General features: G+C 55.1%; 17 protein-coding genes, 4 tRNA genes and 1 pseudogene. 11 read left to right on the forward strand and 11 right to left on the reverse strand.

Annotated features, from left to right (window positions below; all coding sequences use genetic code 11):
• Nucleotides 1-20: 20 nt before the first annotated feature.
• The 5 genes from clpB (at nucleotide 21) to J1G33_RS24970 (ending at nucleotide 3,388) form a co-directional block, all read left to right on the forward strand.
• Nucleotides 21-2,585, forward strand: a complete 2,565-nt coding sequence (clpB, locus tag J1G33_RS24950) for an ATP-dependent chaperone ClpB (protein ID WP_223018958.1) — start codon at nucleotides 21-23, stop codon at nucleotides 2,583-2,585.
• 295 nt (nucleotides 2,586-2,880) lie between these two features.
• A tRNA-Asn gene (locus tag J1G33_RS24955) sits at nucleotides 2,881-2,956 on the forward strand.
• Between the two features lie 9 nt (nucleotides 2,957-2,965).
• Nucleotides 2,966-3,042 (forward strand) — tRNA-Pro (locus J1G33_RS24960).
• A gap of 5 nt (nucleotides 3,043-3,047) precedes the next feature.
• A tRNA-Lys gene (locus tag J1G33_RS24965) sits at nucleotides 3,048-3,123 on the forward strand.
• 188 nt (nucleotides 3,124-3,311) lie between these two features.
• Nucleotides 3,312-3,388, forward strand: a tRNA-Pro gene (locus tag J1G33_RS24970).
• Nucleotides 3,389-3,557: 169 nt separating this feature from the next.
• Here the strand turns inward: J1G33_RS24970 and J1G33_RS24975 are convergent.
• Both J1G33_RS24975 and mobH read right to left on the reverse strand, forming a co-directional pair.
• Nucleotides 3,558-4,877, reverse strand: coding sequence for a site-specific integrase (locus tag J1G33_RS24975; protein WP_223018959.1), 1,320 nt, complete (start codon nucleotides 4,875-4,877; stop codon nucleotides 3,558-3,560).
• On the reverse strand, nucleotides 4,874-6,760 hold the full coding sequence (gene mobH, locus J1G33_RS24980) for a MobH family relaxase (protein WP_223018960.1): 1,887 nt from the start codon (nucleotides 6,758-6,760) through the stop codon (nucleotides 4,874-4,876). Before mobH ends, J1G33_RS24975 begins: the two co-directional genes overlap by 4 nt.
• A 205-nt stretch (nucleotides 6,761-6,965) precedes the next feature.
• Here mobH and J1G33_RS24985 point away from each other — a divergent pair, with 205 nt between their 5' ends.
• Complete coding sequence (locus tag J1G33_RS24985) at nucleotides 6,966-7,454, forward strand: hypothetical protein (RefSeq protein WP_223018961.1); 489 nt, start codon at nucleotides 6,966-6,968, stop codon at nucleotides 7,452-7,454.
• A gap of 236 nt (nucleotides 7,455-7,690) precedes the next feature.
• Nucleotides 7,691-8,041 carry a hypothetical protein gene (locus J1G33_RS24990; protein ID WP_223018962.1) on the forward strand — a complete coding sequence of 117 codons (351 nt, stop codon included), beginning with the start codon at nucleotides 7,691-7,693 and terminating at the stop codon, nucleotides 8,039-8,041.
• A 38-nt stretch (nucleotides 8,042-8,079) separates the two neighbouring features.
• Here the strand turns inward: J1G33_RS24990 and J1G33_RS24995 are convergent, their stop codons facing one another.
• Genes J1G33_RS24995 through J1G33_RS25015 form a run of 5 tightly spaced genes read right to left on the reverse strand, consistent with a single transcriptional unit; the run spans nucleotide 8,080 to nucleotide 12,728 of the window.
• A complete protein-coding gene (locus J1G33_RS24995; RefSeq protein ID WP_223018963.1) occupies nucleotides 8,080-9,594 on the reverse strand; it encodes a conjugal transfer protein TraG N-terminal domain-containing protein in 1,515 nt (504 codons plus the stop codon).
• On the reverse strand, nucleotides 9,591-9,971 hold the full coding sequence (locus tag J1G33_RS25000; RefSeq protein WP_223018964.1) for a hypothetical protein: 381 nt from the start codon (nucleotides 9,969-9,971) through the stop codon (nucleotides 9,591-9,593). Before J1G33_RS25000 ends, J1G33_RS24995 begins: the two co-directional genes overlap by 4 nt.
• A gap of 8 nt (nucleotides 9,972-9,979) precedes the next feature.
• Nucleotides 9,980-11,341, reverse strand: a complete 1,362-nt coding sequence (locus tag J1G33_RS25005) for an integrating conjugative element protein (RefSeq protein WP_223018965.1) — start codon at nucleotides 11,339-11,341, stop codon at nucleotides 9,980-9,982.
• Between the two features lie 20 nt (nucleotides 11,342-11,361).
• Complete coding sequence (locus J1G33_RS25010; protein ID WP_223018966.1) at nucleotides 11,362-12,303, reverse strand: TIGR03756 family integrating conjugative element protein; 942 nt, start codon at nucleotides 12,301-12,303, stop codon at nucleotides 11,362-11,364.
• Nucleotides 12,300-12,728, reverse strand: coding sequence for a TIGR03757 family integrating conjugative element protein (locus J1G33_RS25015; RefSeq protein WP_223018967.1), 429 nt, complete (start codon nucleotides 12,726-12,728; stop codon nucleotides 12,300-12,302). The genes J1G33_RS25010 and J1G33_RS25015 overlap by 4 nt, the downstream gene beginning before the upstream one ends.
• Before the next feature lie 208 nt (nucleotides 12,729-12,936).
• Here J1G33_RS25015 and umuD point away from each other — a divergent pair, with 208 nt between their 5' ends.
• Both umuD and J1G33_RS25025 read left to right on the forward strand, forming a co-directional pair.
• On the forward strand, nucleotides 12,937-13,365 hold the full coding sequence (gene umuD, locus J1G33_RS25020) for a translesion error-prone DNA polymerase V autoproteolytic subunit (protein ID WP_223018968.1): 429 nt from the start codon (nucleotides 12,937-12,939) through the stop codon (nucleotides 13,363-13,365).
• Between the two features lie 42 nt (nucleotides 13,366-13,407).
• A pseudogene (locus J1G33_RS25025) lies at nucleotides 13,408-13,566 on the forward strand (DNA polymerase V subunit UmuC); the annotation flags it as partial.
• Between the two features lie 29 nt (nucleotides 13,567-13,595).
• Here the strand turns inward: J1G33_RS25025 and J1G33_RS25030 are convergent.
• Genes J1G33_RS25030 through J1G33_RS25040 form a run of 3 tightly spaced genes read right to left on the reverse strand, consistent with a single transcriptional unit; the run spans nucleotide 13,596 to nucleotide 15,805 of the window.
• The gene (locus J1G33_RS25030; protein ID WP_262416937.1) at nucleotides 13,596-13,883 is read right to left on the reverse strand and encodes an SMP-30/gluconolactonase/LRE family protein; all 288 of its coding nucleotides are present in this window, start codon (nucleotides 13,881-13,883) and stop codon (nucleotides 13,596-13,598) included.
• Nucleotides 13,884-13,922: 39 nt separating this feature from the next.
• Complete coding sequence (locus tag J1G33_RS25035; RefSeq protein ID WP_223018969.1) at nucleotides 13,923-14,396, reverse strand: DMT family transporter; 474 nt, start codon at nucleotides 14,394-14,396, stop codon at nucleotides 13,923-13,925.
• Nucleotides 14,397-14,407: 11 nt separating this feature from the next.
• Nucleotides 14,408-15,805, reverse strand: a complete 1,398-nt coding sequence (locus J1G33_RS25040) for an amidohydrolase family protein (RefSeq protein WP_223018970.1) — start codon at nucleotides 15,803-15,805, stop codon at nucleotides 14,408-14,410.
• A gap of 145 nt (nucleotides 15,806-15,950) precedes the next feature.
• On the opposite strand from J1G33_RS25040, the gene J1G33_RS25045 reads away from it, so the two are divergent.
• Entirely contained in the window at nucleotides 15,951-16,862 is a 912-nt protein-coding gene (locus J1G33_RS25045; RefSeq protein ID WP_223018971.1) for a LysR family transcriptional regulator, read from the forward strand.
• Here J1G33_RS25045 and J1G33_RS25050 read toward each other — a convergent pair.
• Nucleotides 16,775-18,022, reverse strand: a complete 1,248-nt coding sequence (locus tag J1G33_RS25050; protein WP_223018972.1) for an MFS transporter — start codon at nucleotides 18,020-18,022, stop codon at nucleotides 16,775-16,777. The genes J1G33_RS25045 and J1G33_RS25050 overlap by 88 nt on opposite strands.
• Before the next feature lie 88 nt (nucleotides 18,023-18,110).
• On the opposite strand from J1G33_RS25050, the gene J1G33_RS25055 reads away from it, so the two are divergent.
• Complete coding sequence (locus J1G33_RS25055) at nucleotides 18,111-18,905, forward strand: helix-turn-helix transcriptional regulator (RefSeq protein WP_223018973.1); 795 nt, start codon at nucleotides 18,111-18,113, stop codon at nucleotides 18,903-18,905.
• The last annotated feature ends 165 nt before the right edge of the window (nucleotides 18,906-19,070 follow it).

Below are 19,070 nucleotides of genomic sequence, written 5' to 3' on the forward strand. Positions count from 1 at the left end.
GCTCAAAAGGAAGGTGACTAATGCGTATTGATCGTTTAACCAGCAAATTGCAGTTGGCCTTATCGGACTCCCAATCCCTGGCGGTCGGCCTCGACCATCCGGCGATTGAGCCGGCACACTTGATGCAGGCGCTCCTGGAGCAACAAGGTGGTTCTATCAAACCCTTGTTGATGCAGGTGGGCTTTGACATCAACAGCCTGCGCAAGGAGTTGAGTAAAGAGCTCGACCAACTGCCGAAAATTCAAAACCCTACCGGCGACGTGAATATGTCCCAGGACCTGGCGCGCCTGCTCAATCAGGCGGACCGCCTGGCCCAGCAGAAGGGTGACCAGTTCATCTCCAGCGAACTGGTGCTGCTCGCCGCCATGGACGACAACAGCAAGCTCGGCAAATTGTTGCTGGGGCAGGGCGTGAGCAAGAAAGCCCTGGAAAACGCTATCAACAACCTGCGTGGCGGCGAGCCCGTGAACGACCCCAACCATGAGGAGTCGCGCCAGGCCCTGGACAAATACACCGTCGACCTGACCAAGCGTGCAGAAGAAGGCAAGCTCGACCCGGTGATTGGTCGTGACGATGAGATTCGTCGCACCATCCAGGTCCTGCAGCGTCGCACCAAGAACAACCCGGTGCTGATCGGTGAGCCTGGCGTGGGTAAAACCGCGATTGCCGAAGGCCTGGCCCAGCGCATCATTAATGGTGAAGTGCCGGACGGCTTAAAAGGCAAACGCCTGTTGTCCCTGGACATGGGGGCCCTGATCGCCGGTGCCAAGTTCCGTGGTGAGTTCGAAGAACGACTGAAATCCCTGCTTAATGAATTGTCGAAGCAGGAAGGCCAGATCATTCTGTTTATCGACGAACTGCACACCATGGTCGGCGCCGGTAAAGGCGAAGGCTCCATGGATGCTGGCAACATGCTCAAGCCGGCCTTGGCGCGGGGCGAGTTGCATTGCGTCGGTGCGACCACGCTTAACGAATACCGTCAGTACATTGAAAAGGATGCGGCCCTTGAGCGGCGTTTCCAGAAAGTGCTGGTGGAAGAGCCAAGCGAAGAAGACACCATCGCGATCCTGCGGGGCCTGAAAGAACGCTATGAGGTCCACCATAAGGTGGCGATCACGGATGGCGCAATCATTGCGGCGGCCAAGCTGAGTCATCGCTACATCACCGATCGTCAGTTGCCGGACAAGGCCATCGACTTGATCGACGAAGCGGCCAGCCGCATTCGCATGGAGATTGACTCCAAGCCGGAAGTGCTCGACCGCCTGGATCGGCGCCTGATTCAACTGAAAGTCGAATCCCAGGCGTTGAAGAAAGAAGAGGACGAGGCAGCGAAGAAACGCCTGGAAAAACTTCAGGAAGAAATCGTCCGTCTGGAGCGTGAGTATTCGGACCTCGAAGAAATCTGGACCTCGGAAAAAGCCGAAGTACAGGGTTCGGCGCAGATCCAGCAGAAAATCGAGCAGTCCCGTCAGGAACTGGAAGCCGCGCGTCGTAAAGGCGATCTGAGCCGCATGGCTGAGTTGCAATATGGTGTGATTCCGGACCTGGAACGCAGCCTGCAGATGGTCGACCAGCACGGCAAGCCTGAGAACCAGTTGCTGCGCAGCAAGGTGACCGAGGAGGAGATCGCCGAAGTAGTCTCCAAGTGGACCGGCATTCCAGTCTCGAAAATGCTCGAAGGCGAGCGCGACAAACTGCTGAAAATGGAAAGTTTGTTGCACCAGCGCGTCATCGGTCAGGAAGAGGCTGTGGTGGCGGTATCCAATGCGGTACGGCGTTCCCGTGCCGGCTTGTCCGACCCGAACCGTCCAAGCGGCTCGTTCATGTTCCTCGGCCCGACCGGCGTAGGTAAGACTGAGCTGTGCAAGGCCCTGGCCGAGTTCCTCTTTGATACTGAAGAGGCCATGGTGCGCATTGATATGTCCGAGTTCATGGAGAAACACTCGGTGGCTCGCCTGATCGGCGCACCACCAGGCTATGTGGGCTACGAGGAGGGCGGTTACCTGACCGAGGCCGTGCGACGCAAGCCTTACTCGGTGATCCTGCTGGATGAGGTCGAGAAGGCGCACCCGGATGTGTTCAACATTTTGCTGCAGGTGCTGGAAGATGGTCGCTTGACGGACAGCCACGGGCGTACGGTGGACTTTCGCAATACGGTGATCGTGATGACCTCCAACCTGGGCTCGGCACAGATCCAGGAACTGGTGGGGGATCGCGAAGCCCAGCGCGCAGCGGTGATGGACGCCTTGACCACCCACTTCCGCCCGGAATTCATCAACCGGGTGGATGAAGTGGTGATCTTCGAGCCTCTGGCACGGGATCAGATTGCGGGTATCACCGAAATCCAGTTGGGCCGCCTGCGCAGTCGCCTGGCTGAGCGTGAGCTCGACCTTGAGCTGAGCGGCGAGGCGTTGGACAAGCTGATCGCAGTGGGCTACGACCCGGTGTATGGCGCACGGCCGTTGAAGCGTGCGATCCAGCGCTGGATCGAGAACCCGCTGGCACAGTTGATCCTGTCGGGCAGCTTTATGCCGGGCACTCGCGTCACGGCAACGGTGAAAGACGACGAAATCGTCTTCCACTGAGGCCAGCACCCGGTGTAATAACAAGAGGCCTCGCATTGCGAGGCCTTTTTTTTCGATAGGGCGTTGAACTGTAAGGCAAAGGCTTGTAAAGTGCGCCCCGCAGCAACGTCAGCCCACGGGTTTCTTCTCCCCAAGAAGAAATCAGAAAGAAGCGCAAATCATTGTCTTAAAAGCAATTTAAAGGGTTGACAGGGGTTTTTAAGATTGTAGAATAGCGCGCCTCAGAGACGCTAACGTAGCGATACGGACAGGGTCGAAGAGAAGGTTACACAGCAGTAAATTTGAAATATGTAGTTCCGTGATAGCTCAGTCGGTAGAGCAAATGACTGTTAATCATTGGGTCCCAGGTTCGAGTCCTGGTCACGGAGCCAATTTCAAATCGGGGTATAGCGCAGTCCGGTAGCGCGCCTGCTTTGGGAGCAGGATGTCGGGAGTTCGAATCCCCCTACCCCGACCATATTTGGGTCGTTAGCTCAGTTGGTAGAGCAGTTGGCTTTTAACCAATTGGTCGTAGGTTCGAATCCCACACGACCCACCATTTTTGAGACCAGTTCACGCTGGAATCAAATCTTAGAATCAGAGGTTCTAGCTCTGATAGAGGCGGTTTTACGGTTTTGGAAAGTGTTAGAGCACTTAGATATCGCCGTAGACATGCAGCCGTCTGAGGCGAACAGTAGTTTCGGTTCGTCATGATGTCAATGTGCATCGGTTTTGCGATGTGCATTCCGGGGTATAGCGCAGTCCGGTAGCGCGCCTGCTTTGGGAGCAGGATGTCGGGAGTTCGAATCCCCCTACCCCGACCATATTTAATGAAAAAAGGCGCCTTTATGGCGCCTTTTTTTTGTGCCTTGAGCAAAGTCGTACCATTCGTCTGAAAAATCCGGGGTTCGACCTGGTGCTTTATTCCGGGCGAGCGAAAGCCACTGGCCAACCAGAATTCCCTATAGCCAGTGCGCTTTGATTATGAGCGTTCTAGGGCGATGCTCGGAAAAATGATGAGCTTCGCATTGAATGCTCAGTTGAGGTGCGTTTCCTGAGTGTGCCGACACCAAGCCCGCTAGCCATTAGCGTCAATAGTAGACTCTGCTCTGATTGATCTACTGGTGGGTCCATAGAGCATGTCATTGACTCGCGATGCAGTTGCGCAGATGCGAGCTCGAGAGCCCTCTGTAGCGCGCTTCGGCCAGTCGACTTGGTCGGCCGATCAATACTGACCTCTGTGCTGCTAGATTGTTGTGGAGCTGGCAGCTTCTTGGGCTCTGATTTAGCGGTTTCCTGTGAATGCACACCTGTCTTGGCGGGGAAGGAGGCAGAGGGTGTGCCACTTGGATCAACCCGTCTCACTCGTCTTAGAGCGCCCTGAGCCAGACTCCGCTCATGCAGAACAGCACGCATATGGTCGTAGTCCGCCTCTATGTAATTCATAGTTGTCGCTAGATTCGAGTGATTCAGCAGGCTTTTCGTGAGATGGATGTTTCGCTCCGGCTGCTTCATCAAGTCTGTTGCTAATGTGTGTCTGAAGCGGTGAGGGGTCATGCGCACGCCGATCTTATCGGTGAGCTTGCCGTACATTGACTCCACCTGGTCGATGTTCATTTCCTTGCCATGGTAATGGCGGGAGAATCTGTTGACGTTGAACAGCTGATCGTCTGGTGAAAAACCGATTTTCTCGGCCTCCCCCAGGATCCTGGATAAGTGTGGAGCGAGTCCTTCCATAATGGGGAGGAAAAACTCCCGATGGGTCTTCTCTGTTTCACCGCGGACCAATATCATCTGGCTGTCCCAGTCGATATCTTTGTAGCGCAGGCACAGCAGTGCATTCAGACGTATGCCTGTGTAATAAAACATCTCGAAGACGCTGAGCCAGAACCAGGCAGGTGTGATCTGGCTACGTTCATGCGTACAACGTTCTTGGCCTACAAGGGATATGAGCCAGTTGCGTGCTCGTTGGATGGCGTCTCCATTGATTGTCTTGCTTGCTCGCTTTGGTGGGATAACGCTGGTTTTCTTGAATGGGTTGATCGTGGTATGGGTCATCAGGCCGTGTTCTATGGCGTAGCCCCAAACAGTTCGAAGGTGATTTGAATAGGTGTTCCAGCTGCGTTTGGATAATCCGTTCTCAAGGACTTTTTTTCGCCATGTCAGAACCGCACGATGATCGATCTCCTCAACTGAGGCCGTTCGGAAATGCTTAAGTAGTGCTTTGGTCGAGGCACGATAGATCTTTGCACTGGCAGGCCGCAGATCATGGGCAAAGATGTATTCCTCCGTCAGATTCGAGGGGGTCGTCATTGTGGCGGCTCCGTTGCTTCTGACTTCAAGGACAGGCTGATATTGTCGAAGGGGACCTCAGAGAAGATTGTTCGCGGGTCTAGTAGTAAGTACCCCTTGAGCTGCTTGGATTTACGAGGTCCAACAACGTCACAGGTCCAAATATTCAGGCTCTTATGTGTTTTTCGATGAAGTTTCTGTTTCTCGAAACTACGTTGAACCAGCTGCCAGGCGCTGACTTGCTGTACTTTGGCTTGCTGTTCGATATGGGGGAATTCAAGGACGTAGCGTTTGAAAATTCCAGGCGTTACCAGCATAGCCGTCCCTGCTACGGTATGAACCAGTGCTTTGGTATCGTTGATAATGATGGTCCGGGATGCGATGCCTTTCTTAAGCCATTCAACAAATCCCTGACCGATCTCGGTGTTATTGCTAGGCATCGGAGTGACTTCTTCGATTATTGCTATTGGCGCACCTCCTTGATTGGAGGTTTGGGAAGGCTGCATGTCACCCCGTTTCGGAGGCGCGGTATGTGCCGCTGAGACCTCATTATTTTTGGCGTCTTCTGATGGCTCATTGATATTACCAAGGAGCGCCAGTAGCTCGTCAAATTCATCGGTACTGCTCGAGGAATGCTGCGGGAGTTCGAACGGCGATGGCTGTGCCGGTGCTAAAGGCGCCGGCACAGGGCTGGATTGAATCTCCGAAGGCAACTTTTTTGCCGGTGTGGCGACGTTATTTTCAACTGCAGAGTCTTCTGCCGGGTTGCCAGCTTCCACCTCAAGAGTCCCTGCGTAAGCTGTGGGCCGATCATTTGGATCATTCCAGATCAGTGCCGGTGAGAGCTTCAGAAGGGTGAAGGTATTTCGCCAGCCACGACCATTGTCTATCGTGGCTTTCCAGATTGCCTTGTCCTGGGCATTGGTTTGGATCACCCCCTGATCTTGCAGCATGTTGAAGAAAGGTGCGTTCGAACTGGGTACACCCTCAACGCCTTGGGTCAGCAAATAGGCTCGCAATTGATCAGCAATAGGCTTGCTAACCAGCCAAAGAGCATCCTGTGTCAGCCATCCATCTGACGGTCCATCGGGTTGATTCAGTTTGAATGTATCTCGGACCAGGTGACGCAACCCGTCTGCCAGTTGACGCTGCAAAGATTGTTTGGGCGCGGTCAGCGCGCGGGCTGGATTTCCTCCGAGTTCCTGTGCGACGGACGCCTGATCGGCCTTGACCACGATCTCGCCCAAAATGCCGGCATGTTCGTACTGACCAGCGAAGATGAAGATTAACTGCGACCACACTTCGGGGAAGTTACTGAGCCAATCTAAGATTTCAGAGGAGAGGATCTGCGCGTAGATCAGTGCGGCAGCGGCTCCGTGAAGTTGGTAATTTCGTCCTTTTACGTAGCGGAATCGATAGGGACGATCGATCGGGCCGTGCCAGGGGTGCCATGTTTTCCCTCCTGTCAGCTCTACGTGCATGTCGACGGCGATCTTGCCGAGGTCGTGTATGAGAGCGCCATAAGCCGCGGCGGCAGTCCAGGCCTCAGCCTGTGCTGATTGAGACTCCGGCGGTGCGCCTATAGGTAGCAGGTAGCTCTGTCGAATCTTCAAGGCATAGGCGACGATTTCAAGCCCGTGATCCAGCATGCCGCCCGGGTGTGCATGATGGTGGTTTTGCGAAGCAGGGAGCTGCTGGACCAACTCCGCGTAGCGCTCAAGTGGACGCCGATAGAGCTCGACAAACTGTGAGCGAGATAACGATGCGCGCTGCCAAATGTTCTCCAGTAGTTTCTGACGGCGTGGCGATGCCAGTAGTGCTTGGCTAGAGGCCGGCTGTATAAAACCGTTTGGGGAGGGGCTTTGGGCGGGTAGCGCTTTATTGCGGCGGAAAATAGAGAACATCGCCTGCTCCGTAAATGATTCATGGGGCAGGCTTTTCTCCTATCAATGGGGGGACAAGCAAGGGGAAAGGATCACTGGTGGTCTCGGGTATTTCTTTTGGCGAAGAGCCATCTTTCTATGGTGGTGACGGAGAAAGGAATGCAGAATTATCGTCGTTTCGGTCTAAGGGCACGGTGCCGCAGATCGACCATGTGAGGAAAAAATGATGGTTTCACTTCGCTACGCTACGAAATCGACCTCAGATAATGTTTGGGCACTTTGTGATTTGATTCGTGACAATAAGTGTGATGAGATCATTCTTTTTGCTAGTGTAAAAAATGATCTTGAAGACGAGCATGCAAAGTGGAACAATAACCTTCCTCTTGTTGTCGCCTTAGCTAAATATATTATTCCTCACGTTGATAGTGTAATGGTCGTTTTTGATGGCGTGTTTTTAACTGCCGCGCGCTATCCTCGTTACGGCGAAGTGCGTAACTTACTGGATGTAGCCGTTGCATCTGACAAGGTTTATTATTCGAGGCAGAGAGTTCCACTCACTAGCGAAATGACTCCAGACGAGGCAGTCTCTACTCTTATTGATTTAGGTTCTATCCAGCCATTGACGGTTGAGTCCAGATCGGAATACTTTTCTTTGCTTAGTAATTTTACAGAAGAAGAGTTAATTGAAGTTTGTACGCCGCGAGAGAATCCTTGATGAGATTGGTCCCTTTATCCGCTAAAAGCGGCCCTTTCGGGTAGGGCTTTTACCCTTGTGAACCATTCCATTCGCTTCTACAAGACCTTTTCCTTTTGGGCCATTTTTGCAGTGAAAGAAACGGGCATCTGTTGCCTAAGGCAAAGGCCGTCCGTCTCGTGGTCTTGCAGCAGAGAAAAATCAGTATTATAAGTAATGTCAAATCGCCCCTACGTCGGGTAAGAAGGAGACGCACCATGACCGTACAGACCTCTCAAGGAGTAGCTAGTCGCTTAGGCTATGGCCTGGGTCAGGCTGCGCGCTTCGTTTGGTGCAGTCAGAACCGGACCCTGCGTTGGGTCAAGCGTCTGGTTCTGATCGCAGTTGCGGTTTATTCCTGGGTTTGGTTGGCCCATGCGTTCATGGCCATCCTGTCTATTGGTCTTATTTTTCTGGCCTTGGCTTTAGGGAGGGGCTCTCCTTCATCGCTAGTACCGAAGAGTAGTTACGAGCCTTTTAACTCTGTGTCTGATAATGATCCATACTCTCTAGAAAATCAGAACAATCCTTTGTTCCATCCAAAGTATGATGATGATTTCTTGAATTAATTTACGTTTGCTGTGAATTTTTGATGAGGTAGTATTTCTTACTTGATTTTGTTTTTTGCAAATTCGCCTCCTTCGGCCCCTGCTTTTTCTACAGATTGCGTACCTCTTGATAGTCCCTCCAGCGCATTCCCAGCCCTAATTCCAGCCCACCCTAGCGCACCTATCCAGAATAGAGGCAGGACAATGAACATAGACCCCATTACGAAGTTTAAGATGGCGTCCTGAGTTGCAGTGTTCAGCCCCATCACGGGATCAAATGACAGATGTGGCGATCCTGCGCCATACAGCGCATCGAGTATTGTGCTGTCAACCCATCTTGCCAGCTGAAACCAGAAGTCCACGAAGATCAGCGCAAAAAACACCACAGTCAGAGTCATGGCGACCTGCAGCTGATATGCCCCGACAATCAGTACCAGCGGGATACATATCACCATTGCCATCTTCAAGAACGCCATGACCATCGGTAGCGCCTGGCGAACCATGTCCATCGCTGGGAAATAAGCCATAGATCCTAATGCAACTCCGAGAGTCCCCGCTGCCCGGGCTGTCCCATTCCAAATGGTTCCGTTGATTTGCCCCCCGTAGTCCGTATAAACATCCCCTTTCACCTGGTTCGACGGCGAGACCAGTTGCCGGACAAGCGAGTCGGTCGTTTCTTCCGGGGATAGCCACTTTGCCCAGCCGAGCATTTTGGTCATTAGGTCCGGCGACACTTGTGCCTTGATACGATCCCGCAGCCCCACTCCGCTATCCGACCACCATTGTTTGCAAGTTGGATAACCCCCGCCGCCAGTTACTTGCGGCAAACCCACATCGCGAGATGCGTTATAGGGCCAAGAAGTTCTGGGTGTTTTAGAGTAGTCCGTGTCGTAGTAGCCCGAAGTGCTCAGCAAAAAGTGAGAGCCTATCCAACTGAGGTCTTGCAAGAATTTTGGGGCATCGGCTTTTGCTCCCAGGTTAGGCTGATGCATAAAGAGACGTGCGCGGGAGGGTCCATAACAATCATGAGTGAAGTCGCCGATTTCCTGAGCCAATAACGGGTTGTTGATCTTGGTGTTATTGACCTCCATCCGTATTTGCCGAAGATCAGTTCCGCAGGGAATTGCTGCTACAGCGCCACTGGTTATTCCCTTTGATAATGCATGCATCAATGCCCACCACATGGGCATCTGGGCGCTCTTTCCTCCCAGTGAGCTGAATGTTGTGTTCCAGCCTGTGTCTGTTGGTTTTGGTAAGTTGTATTGACATTGCTGAGCTCTACTCTGATCAAATGCCAAGGTATCAAAGCTCACATTGACAGCTGGTACAGCGAAGAATGCGACGACGATGTAGCCAACGTAGATATTGGTCTCGATACGTGCCAGTGAGAGAACGCCTTTGTTGCCCTCATCGGCCCCCTCACCACGGACTTTCAGCCACTCTCGAATAACGATGATGCAGAAGGGCAGGGCGAATAGTCCGGTATCTGAAATCATCGCCCAGATACCGTTGTTGATGATCCAACCGACCAACGTCAGGTAGTACTCCAAATAATCGTTGGTGTAGAGCGTCACAAATCACCCCCTGCCTGATACAGCACCTTGCTCAGCTCAACCATCAGAAATAATAGGATCACCATCACCTCGATCTTCAACAGGCCTTTGCGCCGTTTCGAGCGTTCTGAGTTCGATAACCGTGCCTTGAATTTGAACCAGGCAACGGACAGTGCGATATAAAGCATCAAGCGCCAGGTGAAGAGCGGCCAGTAGTGGTCGGTTCGCCAGGCTTGCCATTGCTCGGCGCTGTCGAACATGTTCATCAGGACAGCGCTGAGTAGTACTACGAGGGCGGTAGTCGCGAGCAAAACACCCAGAAACAGCAGAAGGCTCCTCCCGGTTCGTCGAACCAGCGAGCGGTTGGGGGCGGTGACAGGCTCCGGCATATCGGTCATGGCCTTTCTCACTGTTTGTTCTGGGCGGGTGTCTGCAACCGGTCTAATCGATCCGTTTCTGGTGCTCCCGAGGACACACCACGAGAGTCTTCTGCCCGTGCTTTGCTGCGTTCAATGATGGTCAGAGGCGAGTTCTTCGCGAGCTGCTGACGCATGTCCAGTTCCATTTTGAGGTTGCCGATCTCCTGTTGCAGCGAGGAACTCTGCTGGCCGACTGCCTGGACGGCGAGGTCATTAGCCGCGACGTTCGGTTCCCGACTGCCTGCCATCAAGGTGCGCTGCAGGGTCAGAGCTTTCTCCAACACATCGGACAACGCGACTTCGGAGGCAAGCCGGCGAGCGAGTACGTCCTGGTCGCGCTCATCCTTGAGTGCTGCTACAACGCCTCGGGTGATGGGTAACGAGTTGCTGCTCGCTGCTTCCAGGTTTTCTAGCGACAGCGTTTTGCTTCCGCTCAGTAGTTCCTGCAGGGCCTTCAGCTTGGTGTCGTAAGTTTCCTGGATCAGTGGCGTGAGGCCGACGCCTGCGGCTGTCACCGTTTTAGGGCAACTGTCACAGGTCTGCTGTTGTTGTTCACCCAGGACACGATTGGCAAAGGTGGTGGCTTCCTGGGGCGATGACCAGACATTGCATACCATGCCGTTGTTGCAGTTCGCTTTGCTGATGGATGCGGTGTCGCCTGCCGCGCGCTTGTTCAGGAGGTTGTAGCCCGCCTTGGTGACGTCGCCTACGATACGAATTGGCTTCTGACCGGAACCACCTGCTCTATCACCACCAACCCAAGTGACGCCATCGTTACCACCTTTCTTTTCGACCTGTTCCACCGCCGATACTGCGTCCGTGTTGGATGTTAGCGCCTGACTCATAGCCTGACCTTCAGCAAGCTTGCCCCAGCCCATTTGGTTGCCGGCGATATCCGCCATCTTTTCGCCAATGGCGCGGCAGGTGCCTTTGGAGCGGTCGAAGTCCAGGCGGGCCTGCAAAATGCCGTTGGTGATGAGGTTGTATAGCGCCGGGTTCGCACGTTGAAGAATCAGTGCCGGCAGCGAAGCCACGGCGCTTGTGGCGCTCTGTACCACCGAGCTCATGATGTTTTTGAAGCCGGAAGTGGCACCATTCAATTGGTTTTCAAGGGTTGTGCTCAGGCTCATGTTTCCGCAGATTAGATTGGTATTCCAACCGCCTCCCACAGAAATACTATCCATGTTGCCTGCGCTACCCATGGTGACCGCGTTGCCGCCGCCAATGCTATACAGCACGTTGTCCCCAATGACGCTTCCGGAGGATGAGACGTTGATTGGATCAGCAGAGAGCGCTATTGCACTGCTGAGGCTGCAGGCGAGCCCTATCGCCAAGGTAGTAAGTTTCATGCTTTGCTCCGATCGCTGTTTCATTGGAAGTCCGTACTGCCGAGGAAGGTCTGGCCACGACGCTGGCAACACGAATAAGGGCGCCAGAGTGCCCAGGCGTAGCCGCCATCCTGCGCATCGATGTTCGGACCGATGGTGGGAAAGGTTGTGCAAGTCGGGTTGAGGACTGGGGTGAGCTCTTGCCACTTACCAGTGGAGGCGTCACGTTCGCGTAGCGGCCCTGCAGGCCAGTAGCCGGGGTAGGGAAGGGCGAGCATCGGCAAGTAGACATGGACCTGGCCTGGGCGGGTAACCACGTCGCCGGCACGCTGCGCAATAACTGCGCCCGTTTTGTAGTCGTCAGTCTGGTTAAGGAAGCCGCTACGCGGGTAGACGTTCCCCCAGCTGCTTGCTGAGAGCAGGCTACCGACTTCACGCATGCCCGGAATGAGTGCTTCGGGGTATACGGATTCCGGGACGCCGTAGCGCCAAGCAATGGGGTCAAGGGTGCTCAGAAAGTAAGGCACAAGCGGTAAGGTTGCGCCTTTGCATACATAGCCCGAGGCGCTGGCAAACTGACTCAACGCCGCACCACCTGGATGGCCGATGACATCGGCTTCCTTAAATTTGATGATGTTGTTCTCGGCAACGTGATTGGTAGTGCCGTCGTTGCCCGCTTGCGCCATCGGATTCGGGGTGCCAAGAGGTGACATCTCTATCCAAGGGTTCATTCCGGTATTCGCATATGCAGACACCACAGCGTCCGGTACGTAGTGACGAACCTTGGTCGAGGTTTTAACTTTGCATCCGAATGGCGTGCAGAGCAGCCAATAGCAGATGCCGACCACTTTGTACTCCAAGCAGGTTGGTGACAGGGTCGAGGCAATAATCGCTGCCGAGTTGATCGCAGCCGATGCACTGAATGACAGGCTGAAAGTGATAGCCAGCGACAAAGGCCGGATCGCAAAACGTGAGCGTCTCATCGTGGCAGGCTCCGCGCTCGTTCAATCAGCGCGACGGCTTTAGCTACGTCAGGCTCGCCGTACACGACGTAGCGACGATCTACGACCACGGCTGGGAGTTTTTCGACTCGCAGGCTCCAGGCGTCTGTGACGCCCTGCTGGGCTTGGGCCAGCTCGTTTTGCAGTTGCTTCCCTGCAGGGCTGGCCAGGTAGCGTTGAATGGCCGCTTGAGCCTGGCGTGGATCGGCGGGTAGTTGTTGGGAAAGTTGTTCTTCAAGGCGCTGCTGATCATCCAGGAAGATGACGCGAGTGCCAGAAGGTGCGGATACTGGATGTGCTTGGGTTGTAATGACCCGCGTCTCCGCGTGGGACGCAGTGGACAAAAACAGTAGCAGTGAAAACAGCCAGCGCCGCGTTTCGCTAAGGTGGGTAAGGATCTGGAGCATGGCACCGTACCTGATATGGATTCAGGTACAGAAGACCGGATGCTCGTCATGAGCGCAGTAGGAAATAGAAATTTGGAGGCTTTGGGTATTTGAGAGCGGCGAATTCGTGAGGATTGGATTGGAGATGGCACTTGGTCGGCTCAAATTGACGACGCAGCGAGTACGCAGTTAACTGGCTATCCATACAGTAATTATTCAGGCCAAGTTTATGAGCGCTACCCTTCTTGGCCCCATCGCCGCCGGTGGTCAGTCTCTGCCGATGTACTCCAATCCTGTCTCGGCCGGCTTTCCATCGCCGGCGGCCGATCACCTGGAAAAATTGATTTCGCTGGATGAGCTTTTTGAAATCCGTGCACCACAGGTGTACTTGGCTAAGATCCAGGGCGACAGTATGCAAGGTTCCGGAATTTTCAGCGGCGATCTGGTGATTGTCGATCGAAGCAAAACAGCACGTCATGGCGATATCGTCATTGCGGCGCTCAACGCTGAGTGTGTGTGTAAGCGACTATCCGTCCAGGGCGAACAGGTGGTCTTGATGGCCGAAAATCCTAAGTACCCGCCCAGGTACGTGATGGAGGGCGACGAGCTGGTGATATGGGGCGTGGTCAACTACAGCGTGCGTGACCATGAACGCTAGTTCCTGCCTTGCACCTGGCTTACCCGTTTTTGCGCTGGCCGAAAAATGGGCGCGCCCTATTTCCAGATCAAGGACGCGTTGCGTCGGCACGGCATCGTGGCCTTCAGCAGCAACTACGCGCTGTACGGGCAAATGTCCGAAAGAGTCATGACGCTGATTGAATCGATGGTGAGCGACAGCGAGGTCTATTCCATCGATAAGAATAAGTTGCATACCGTGGACGTCCAAAGTTAGCTGGCGTCCCCAGGGGTGGCTGTGATTTTGCTGAAACGACCAGTACTCAGGTTGCAATAACCCAGGCAGGAGGCCAATCCCATTAGCAATACGTCTGCATTTGTCGTAAGGGCAAACGATCCCAGCGGCTCCGGCAGTGACCAGCGCTGCACTTCACCGCTAAAGGGGTCCAGAGCAAGCAACTCGCAGCCGGGGATATCGGTCCAGAACATGCGTTCGGTTCTTTCACACCAGACAGGGCACTCGCCAAGAAGACTGGTGGTGCCGGTTAGGGTTTTAAACATGGTTGCGTCCTACGAAACAGGATGGGGCAAACAAGGCAGTCAGTTGGAGAAAAGCGCTAACCAGTTTTCACCGAAAAGAGCGATGGCCAGGCCTGCGAGCATCACCATTGCCCCGGCCAACTTGACGAGAGACACCGGCCTTTCCAATGCCCCCATCAAGCCGAAGTGATCGATAGCCAGTGACGAAATAATCTGCCCGGCGATAGCGAGGCCCAGCAGGGCTGACAGACCGATTTTTGGCGCAAGCACCACATAACTAAGCAACGCGCCGGCACCCAGCAGACCGCCCAGCAGGCTCCACCAGGGCTGGGCAGGTATAGCCGCCAGTGAGACCACTATCCCGCCGCGCATCAATGAAAAGATGCCCAGGCATAACGCACCGGCAGTAAAAGAGAACAGCGCCGCCGCGACCGAATCTCCACCCACGCCTTTAGCGAGTTGGCCATTCAGCGTGGTCTGCAGGGTGATGCCAAGCCCTGCGCAGACGGCCAGCAGGTAGTAGGCTGCGTTCATCTCACGCCTCCTTACTTAGCTGACTCAAGCGGCAGGAATTTCTCGGCAAACATATCCGGCTGATAGCCTGCAGCAGCAAACAGATGCTCACGGGATTCGTCGATCGCCGCACGCAGCCTTTCGCTGTCCACGCCCAGCACCTTGCCGCCCTGCTTGACGATGCGCCCGCCAATAATGACGGTATCGACATTGCTGCGTTCGGCCGCGTGCACCACGGTGCCGAAGGCGTTGCCTGACGGGTAAAGGTTGATGTCCTGCGCGTTGATGAGGATCAGGTCGGCCTGTTTGCCGGGGGCCAGGCTACCGACTTTGTCCTGCAATCCTGCACAGGTGGCGCCGTCAAGAGTGGCGGCTTTGAGCAGGCCATGAGCCGGCAGGGTCACCGGATGATGCTCTGCGCCGCAGCAGCGCTGCTGGTGCATGTCCATGACGCGTTGCAGGTAGAACGCCACCCGCATCTCCATGAACATGTCACCGCTGTAAGAGGTTTCGTTATCGACACTCAGCCCCGGGCTGATGCCGTGACGCTGGGCCGACTGCATGGCGAACATTCCATCTTCAATGCCGTAGTGGGCATCTGAACGCGGGCATACGTTGACCCGCACGCCAGCCTCGCGAATGATTTTCCAGCCGGCGTCCGGCAGCGCTGTGCAGTGGTTGAAGATGTTATCGGGGCGCAGCAGACCCTCGCGATGCAAACCCTCCAACTCAGCTGCCATGTCCCCTCCGAAAAATTCGGTAATGATCGGCAGCCCCAAGCGCCGGGCTTCAGCCCATAGCTCAGGCTCCAGCTGCGCCATCACCGCCAGCGAGAGCAGCGGGTTGTCACCGTTCTTGACGTATTTTCCCTGGAGACGCTCCAGGTTGCCGGGCCAGTGGGCTTTGTCCCACTCACCAGAAACTGGCGCACCGGAGGCGTGTACAGACCGGATACCAGCATCGAGCAGCGCCTCGACCGCGGCGTCGGAGTGCGCGCCGGTGCGGCTGTTGTGCGAGTTATCGACCACGGTCGTGATGCCCGCATCGATGCAGCCCAATGCAGTCAGCAGATTGCCGATATACATGTCAGCCGGGCGATAGTATTTGGCGAACGAGAAGTGCGTTGCGTTGCAGTAGTCTTCCAGGGTTTCGGCATTCGGATTGATTCGACGCAGTTGGCCCTCCCAGGAGTGACGATGCGTATCGACCATGCCGGGCATGGCAATCATGCCGGATGCCTCGATAACCATCGCGTCGCCGGCCTTAAGGTTTTCACCTATGGCCGTGATGGTGCTGCCTTCGATAAGGATATCGCCGCGCGCCAGATTGCCGATATCGCCATCCATGCTCAGCACAGTGGCGCCGCGGATAAGTGTGCGGGCGGCCGGAGCGGCCGGGGCCTGCACGATGTGGCGGTTATATTCAGCCATTTTCTGTACACCTCTTCAAGTTTCGTTGGAAGCAATGTACGCAATGCGATACTGCTGGAAAAAGATGGTTAAACTGTTTTTATTATTCAATATCTACGAATAGTAACGACTTCCCCCGATCACTGCTTTGAGGCGGCTAACAGTCATGGACCGTATTCACGCGATGCAGGTTTTCGTACGTGTGGCTGAAGCGGGAAGCTTTATCCAGGCGGCGCAGACGCTCTCTCTGCCAGCCTCGACAGTTACCAGCAGCGTTAAAAATCTTGAGAAGTACTTGCAGGTGCGCCTGCTGAACAGAACCACGCGGCGAGTCAGCCTGACGCCTGAGGGCGCTCAATATCTGACGCAATGCAGGGAAATATTGGAGCTGATTGAACACACAGAGACCAGCCTGACGGATTCCGTAAAACGGCCACAGGGGCGTTTGCGTGTCGATATGCCGGGTGGCATTGCACACTTCATCGTCATGCCAAATCTGCAAGACTTTTACCGGCGCTACCCGGATATCTACCTGATGATAGGCGTCAATGACCGGCAGGTTGATCTGATTCAGGAGGGTGTCGATTGCGTCATTCGTACAGGCGACCTCGATGACTCAACGCTCGTTGCGCGCCCCCTCGGTCGGTTTCGCTGGGTGACCTGTGCGTCTGTCGCCTATCTCGAAGAGAACGGTACCCCGCAAACTCCGCAAGATTTGTCTCACCACCGGGCCATCCATTACTTCTCGGGCCGCGCAAGGCAAGCAGACGAAATGCGCTTCGCCCATGGCACCGAGAAAATCGCAGTCCCGGTGAACGGCACTGCGGCAGTCAACGAGACCGGGCTTTACATCAAAATGTGCCTGGAAGGCTTCGGGCTGGTGCAGCTCGCTGAAAACGTGGTCAGCGAGCATCTGCGAGAAGGGCTGCTGGTAGAAGTGCTTGCTGACTGGCAGCCCGCATCGGTTCCTGTGAACCTGCTATACCCTCATCAGCGCTTTCTATCGCCAGCTGTGAGCGCATTCGCGGACTGGATTGCCGGGCTTGTTCGCGACGATGATTCAGCAGGTTCAAGTTGAACATTGCGCCCGGCTAGCATGCCGGTGAATGCGCCGGCTACGGAGATTGCGGCTGTGATCAGCAGCGGTGCTGTCCAGCCACCGGTCCAGTCGTGCAGTTGGCCCAGCAGCAAGGGGCCTGCGGCTGCCATCAGGTAGCCGACGCACTGTGCCATTCCTGAAAGTGCCGCCGTGTCACCGGCATTTTTTGTGCGCAAGCCGATGAAGGTCAGGCCGAGCATCATGCTGGCACCAGAGCCGAAGCCCAGGAACGCGGCCCACAACATGGCGTAGTCTGGCGCGTAAATGAGCCCGATCAGGGATGAGGCGGTTAACAGGCTGACGGTAGCGGCTGCCAGTTTCTGGTCTTTGAGACGGCGAAGCGTGGCCGCCAGAATCAGGCCGGGAATGGCCGTGGTCAGTTGAAGCGTGCCGTGTATCGTGCCTGCTTGCTCCGGGGATATGCCATGATCCATCAGAATGGTCGGCAGCCAGCCGACGGCGACATAAAAAGGCATCGCGTTCAGCCCCATGAACAGTGTGACCTGCCATGCCAGCGGCGAACGCCAGACGGCCACGGTTGGCGCTTGTTTCGGACCGGACAGATTTACGTGTTCGTGTTTTTTCAACTGCGGCAGCCATACCACCAGCGCCAACAACGGGGCTGCGACCAACAAACTCAGGGCAATCGGCCATCCCCGTGATTGGGTCAGCGGAATTATTGCGGCTGAACCGACAGCGCCCGCTGCGCCCATCGTGATGGAATAAGCGCCGGTCATGGACGCCATTTTCGTCGAGAAGTCGCGCTTGATCAGGCCGGGCAGCAGCACGTTGCCCAGGGCGATCCCAGTGCCTATCAATATCGTACCGGCGTACAACGCCCACGCGCTGCCTGCGGAGCGGAGCAGGATGCCCGCTGAAATAACCAACAGTGCACCGAAAAGCGTGCGCTCGATGCCGAACCTGCGGGCGACCGATGCGCTGAGCGGGGAGAAGGCTGCAAAGGCAAGTAATGGCAGTGAAGTAAGCAGGCCTAGAGCTGAGGCGCTCAAACCAAAATCATTCTGGATCAGCGGCAAAACGGGCGCGGTGCTGGTAAAGGGAACGCGCAGGTTCACGGCGATAAGCAGAATGCCTGCGACGAGCGCGATGGCATGCCACTTGTTTTTTGTATCTGACATATTCTTTATCTGTCCTCTTAAAAGAAGACAACTGTAGAGAACTTCAGAACTGTCTAATATAGATATCAAGACACCTGATACCTAAATTATGCCAATCTCAAAAAATGTCGTTTCCTCGCCGGAAGATTTCGATTCAGACCTTTTCGCCCAGGCAGCGATTGCCCTCAAGGTTGCGCCTGACCTCAGTGATTCGGGTGCCCGCCCGCATGATCATCGCAAAGGCCAACTGATCCTGTCTTTGCATGGCGCAGTGAGCTGTGAGGTGCAAAATGCACTCTGGCTTGTCCCTCCCCAGCACGCCGTATGGATCCCGGGCGGCACGCCGCACAGTTGCCGAGTGACCGAAAACGCCCGGACCTGCTTTCTGTTCGTTGAGCCCGGTGCGGCAGCCATGCCTGAAGAATGCTGCACGGTTGCCATTACGCCCCTTGTTCGGGAGATGATCCTGCATCTCGCTGAACAGGAACCTGCTTACGATTCCGAGGGCAAGACAGCGCGGCTGGTTGCAGCGCTGCTTGAGCAGCTTTCCGATGCTCCGCTGAAAGAGCTGCATTTGCCGATATCAGACCACCCCAAGATCAAACAAATCGCGGATACGCTCTTCTCCGATCCAGGCGACCGAACCACTTTGCGCGAGTGGGCCACTCGGCTTGCAACCAGTGAACGAACGCTGGCCAGGCTTGTAGAAAGCACGACCGGGCTGAGCTTCGGACGCTGGCGTCAACAATTGCATTTGATGATCGCACTGAGTCATTTGGCGGAGGGGGTATCCGTGCAACGTGTGGCGGGCATCCTGGGATATGACTCTGTTAATGCATTCATCACGATGTTCAAGAAAGCACTGGGTAAACCGCCTACTCAGTATTTTTCCTCTCTGCGCTAGTGCTCTGCTGGCTGATACAAAGCGCCGAGGCTGTAGAACGATCTGTCTGCTATTGGCCGATTCTGTTGAAAAAGTAGCTCCCCTGACTGGCCTCCGGCAAAATCTCTTCATTGGCCGGAGGGGGATCACACAGCATGATGGGACAGTTATCGAGTGGGCAGGAGC

Origin of the sequence: Pseudomonas sp. P867, assembly GCF_019891455.1 — a bacterium.
Taxonomy (GTDB): domain Bacteria; phylum Pseudomonadota; class Gammaproteobacteria; order Pseudomonadales; family Pseudomonadaceae; genus Aquipseudomonas; species Aquipseudomonas synxantha_A.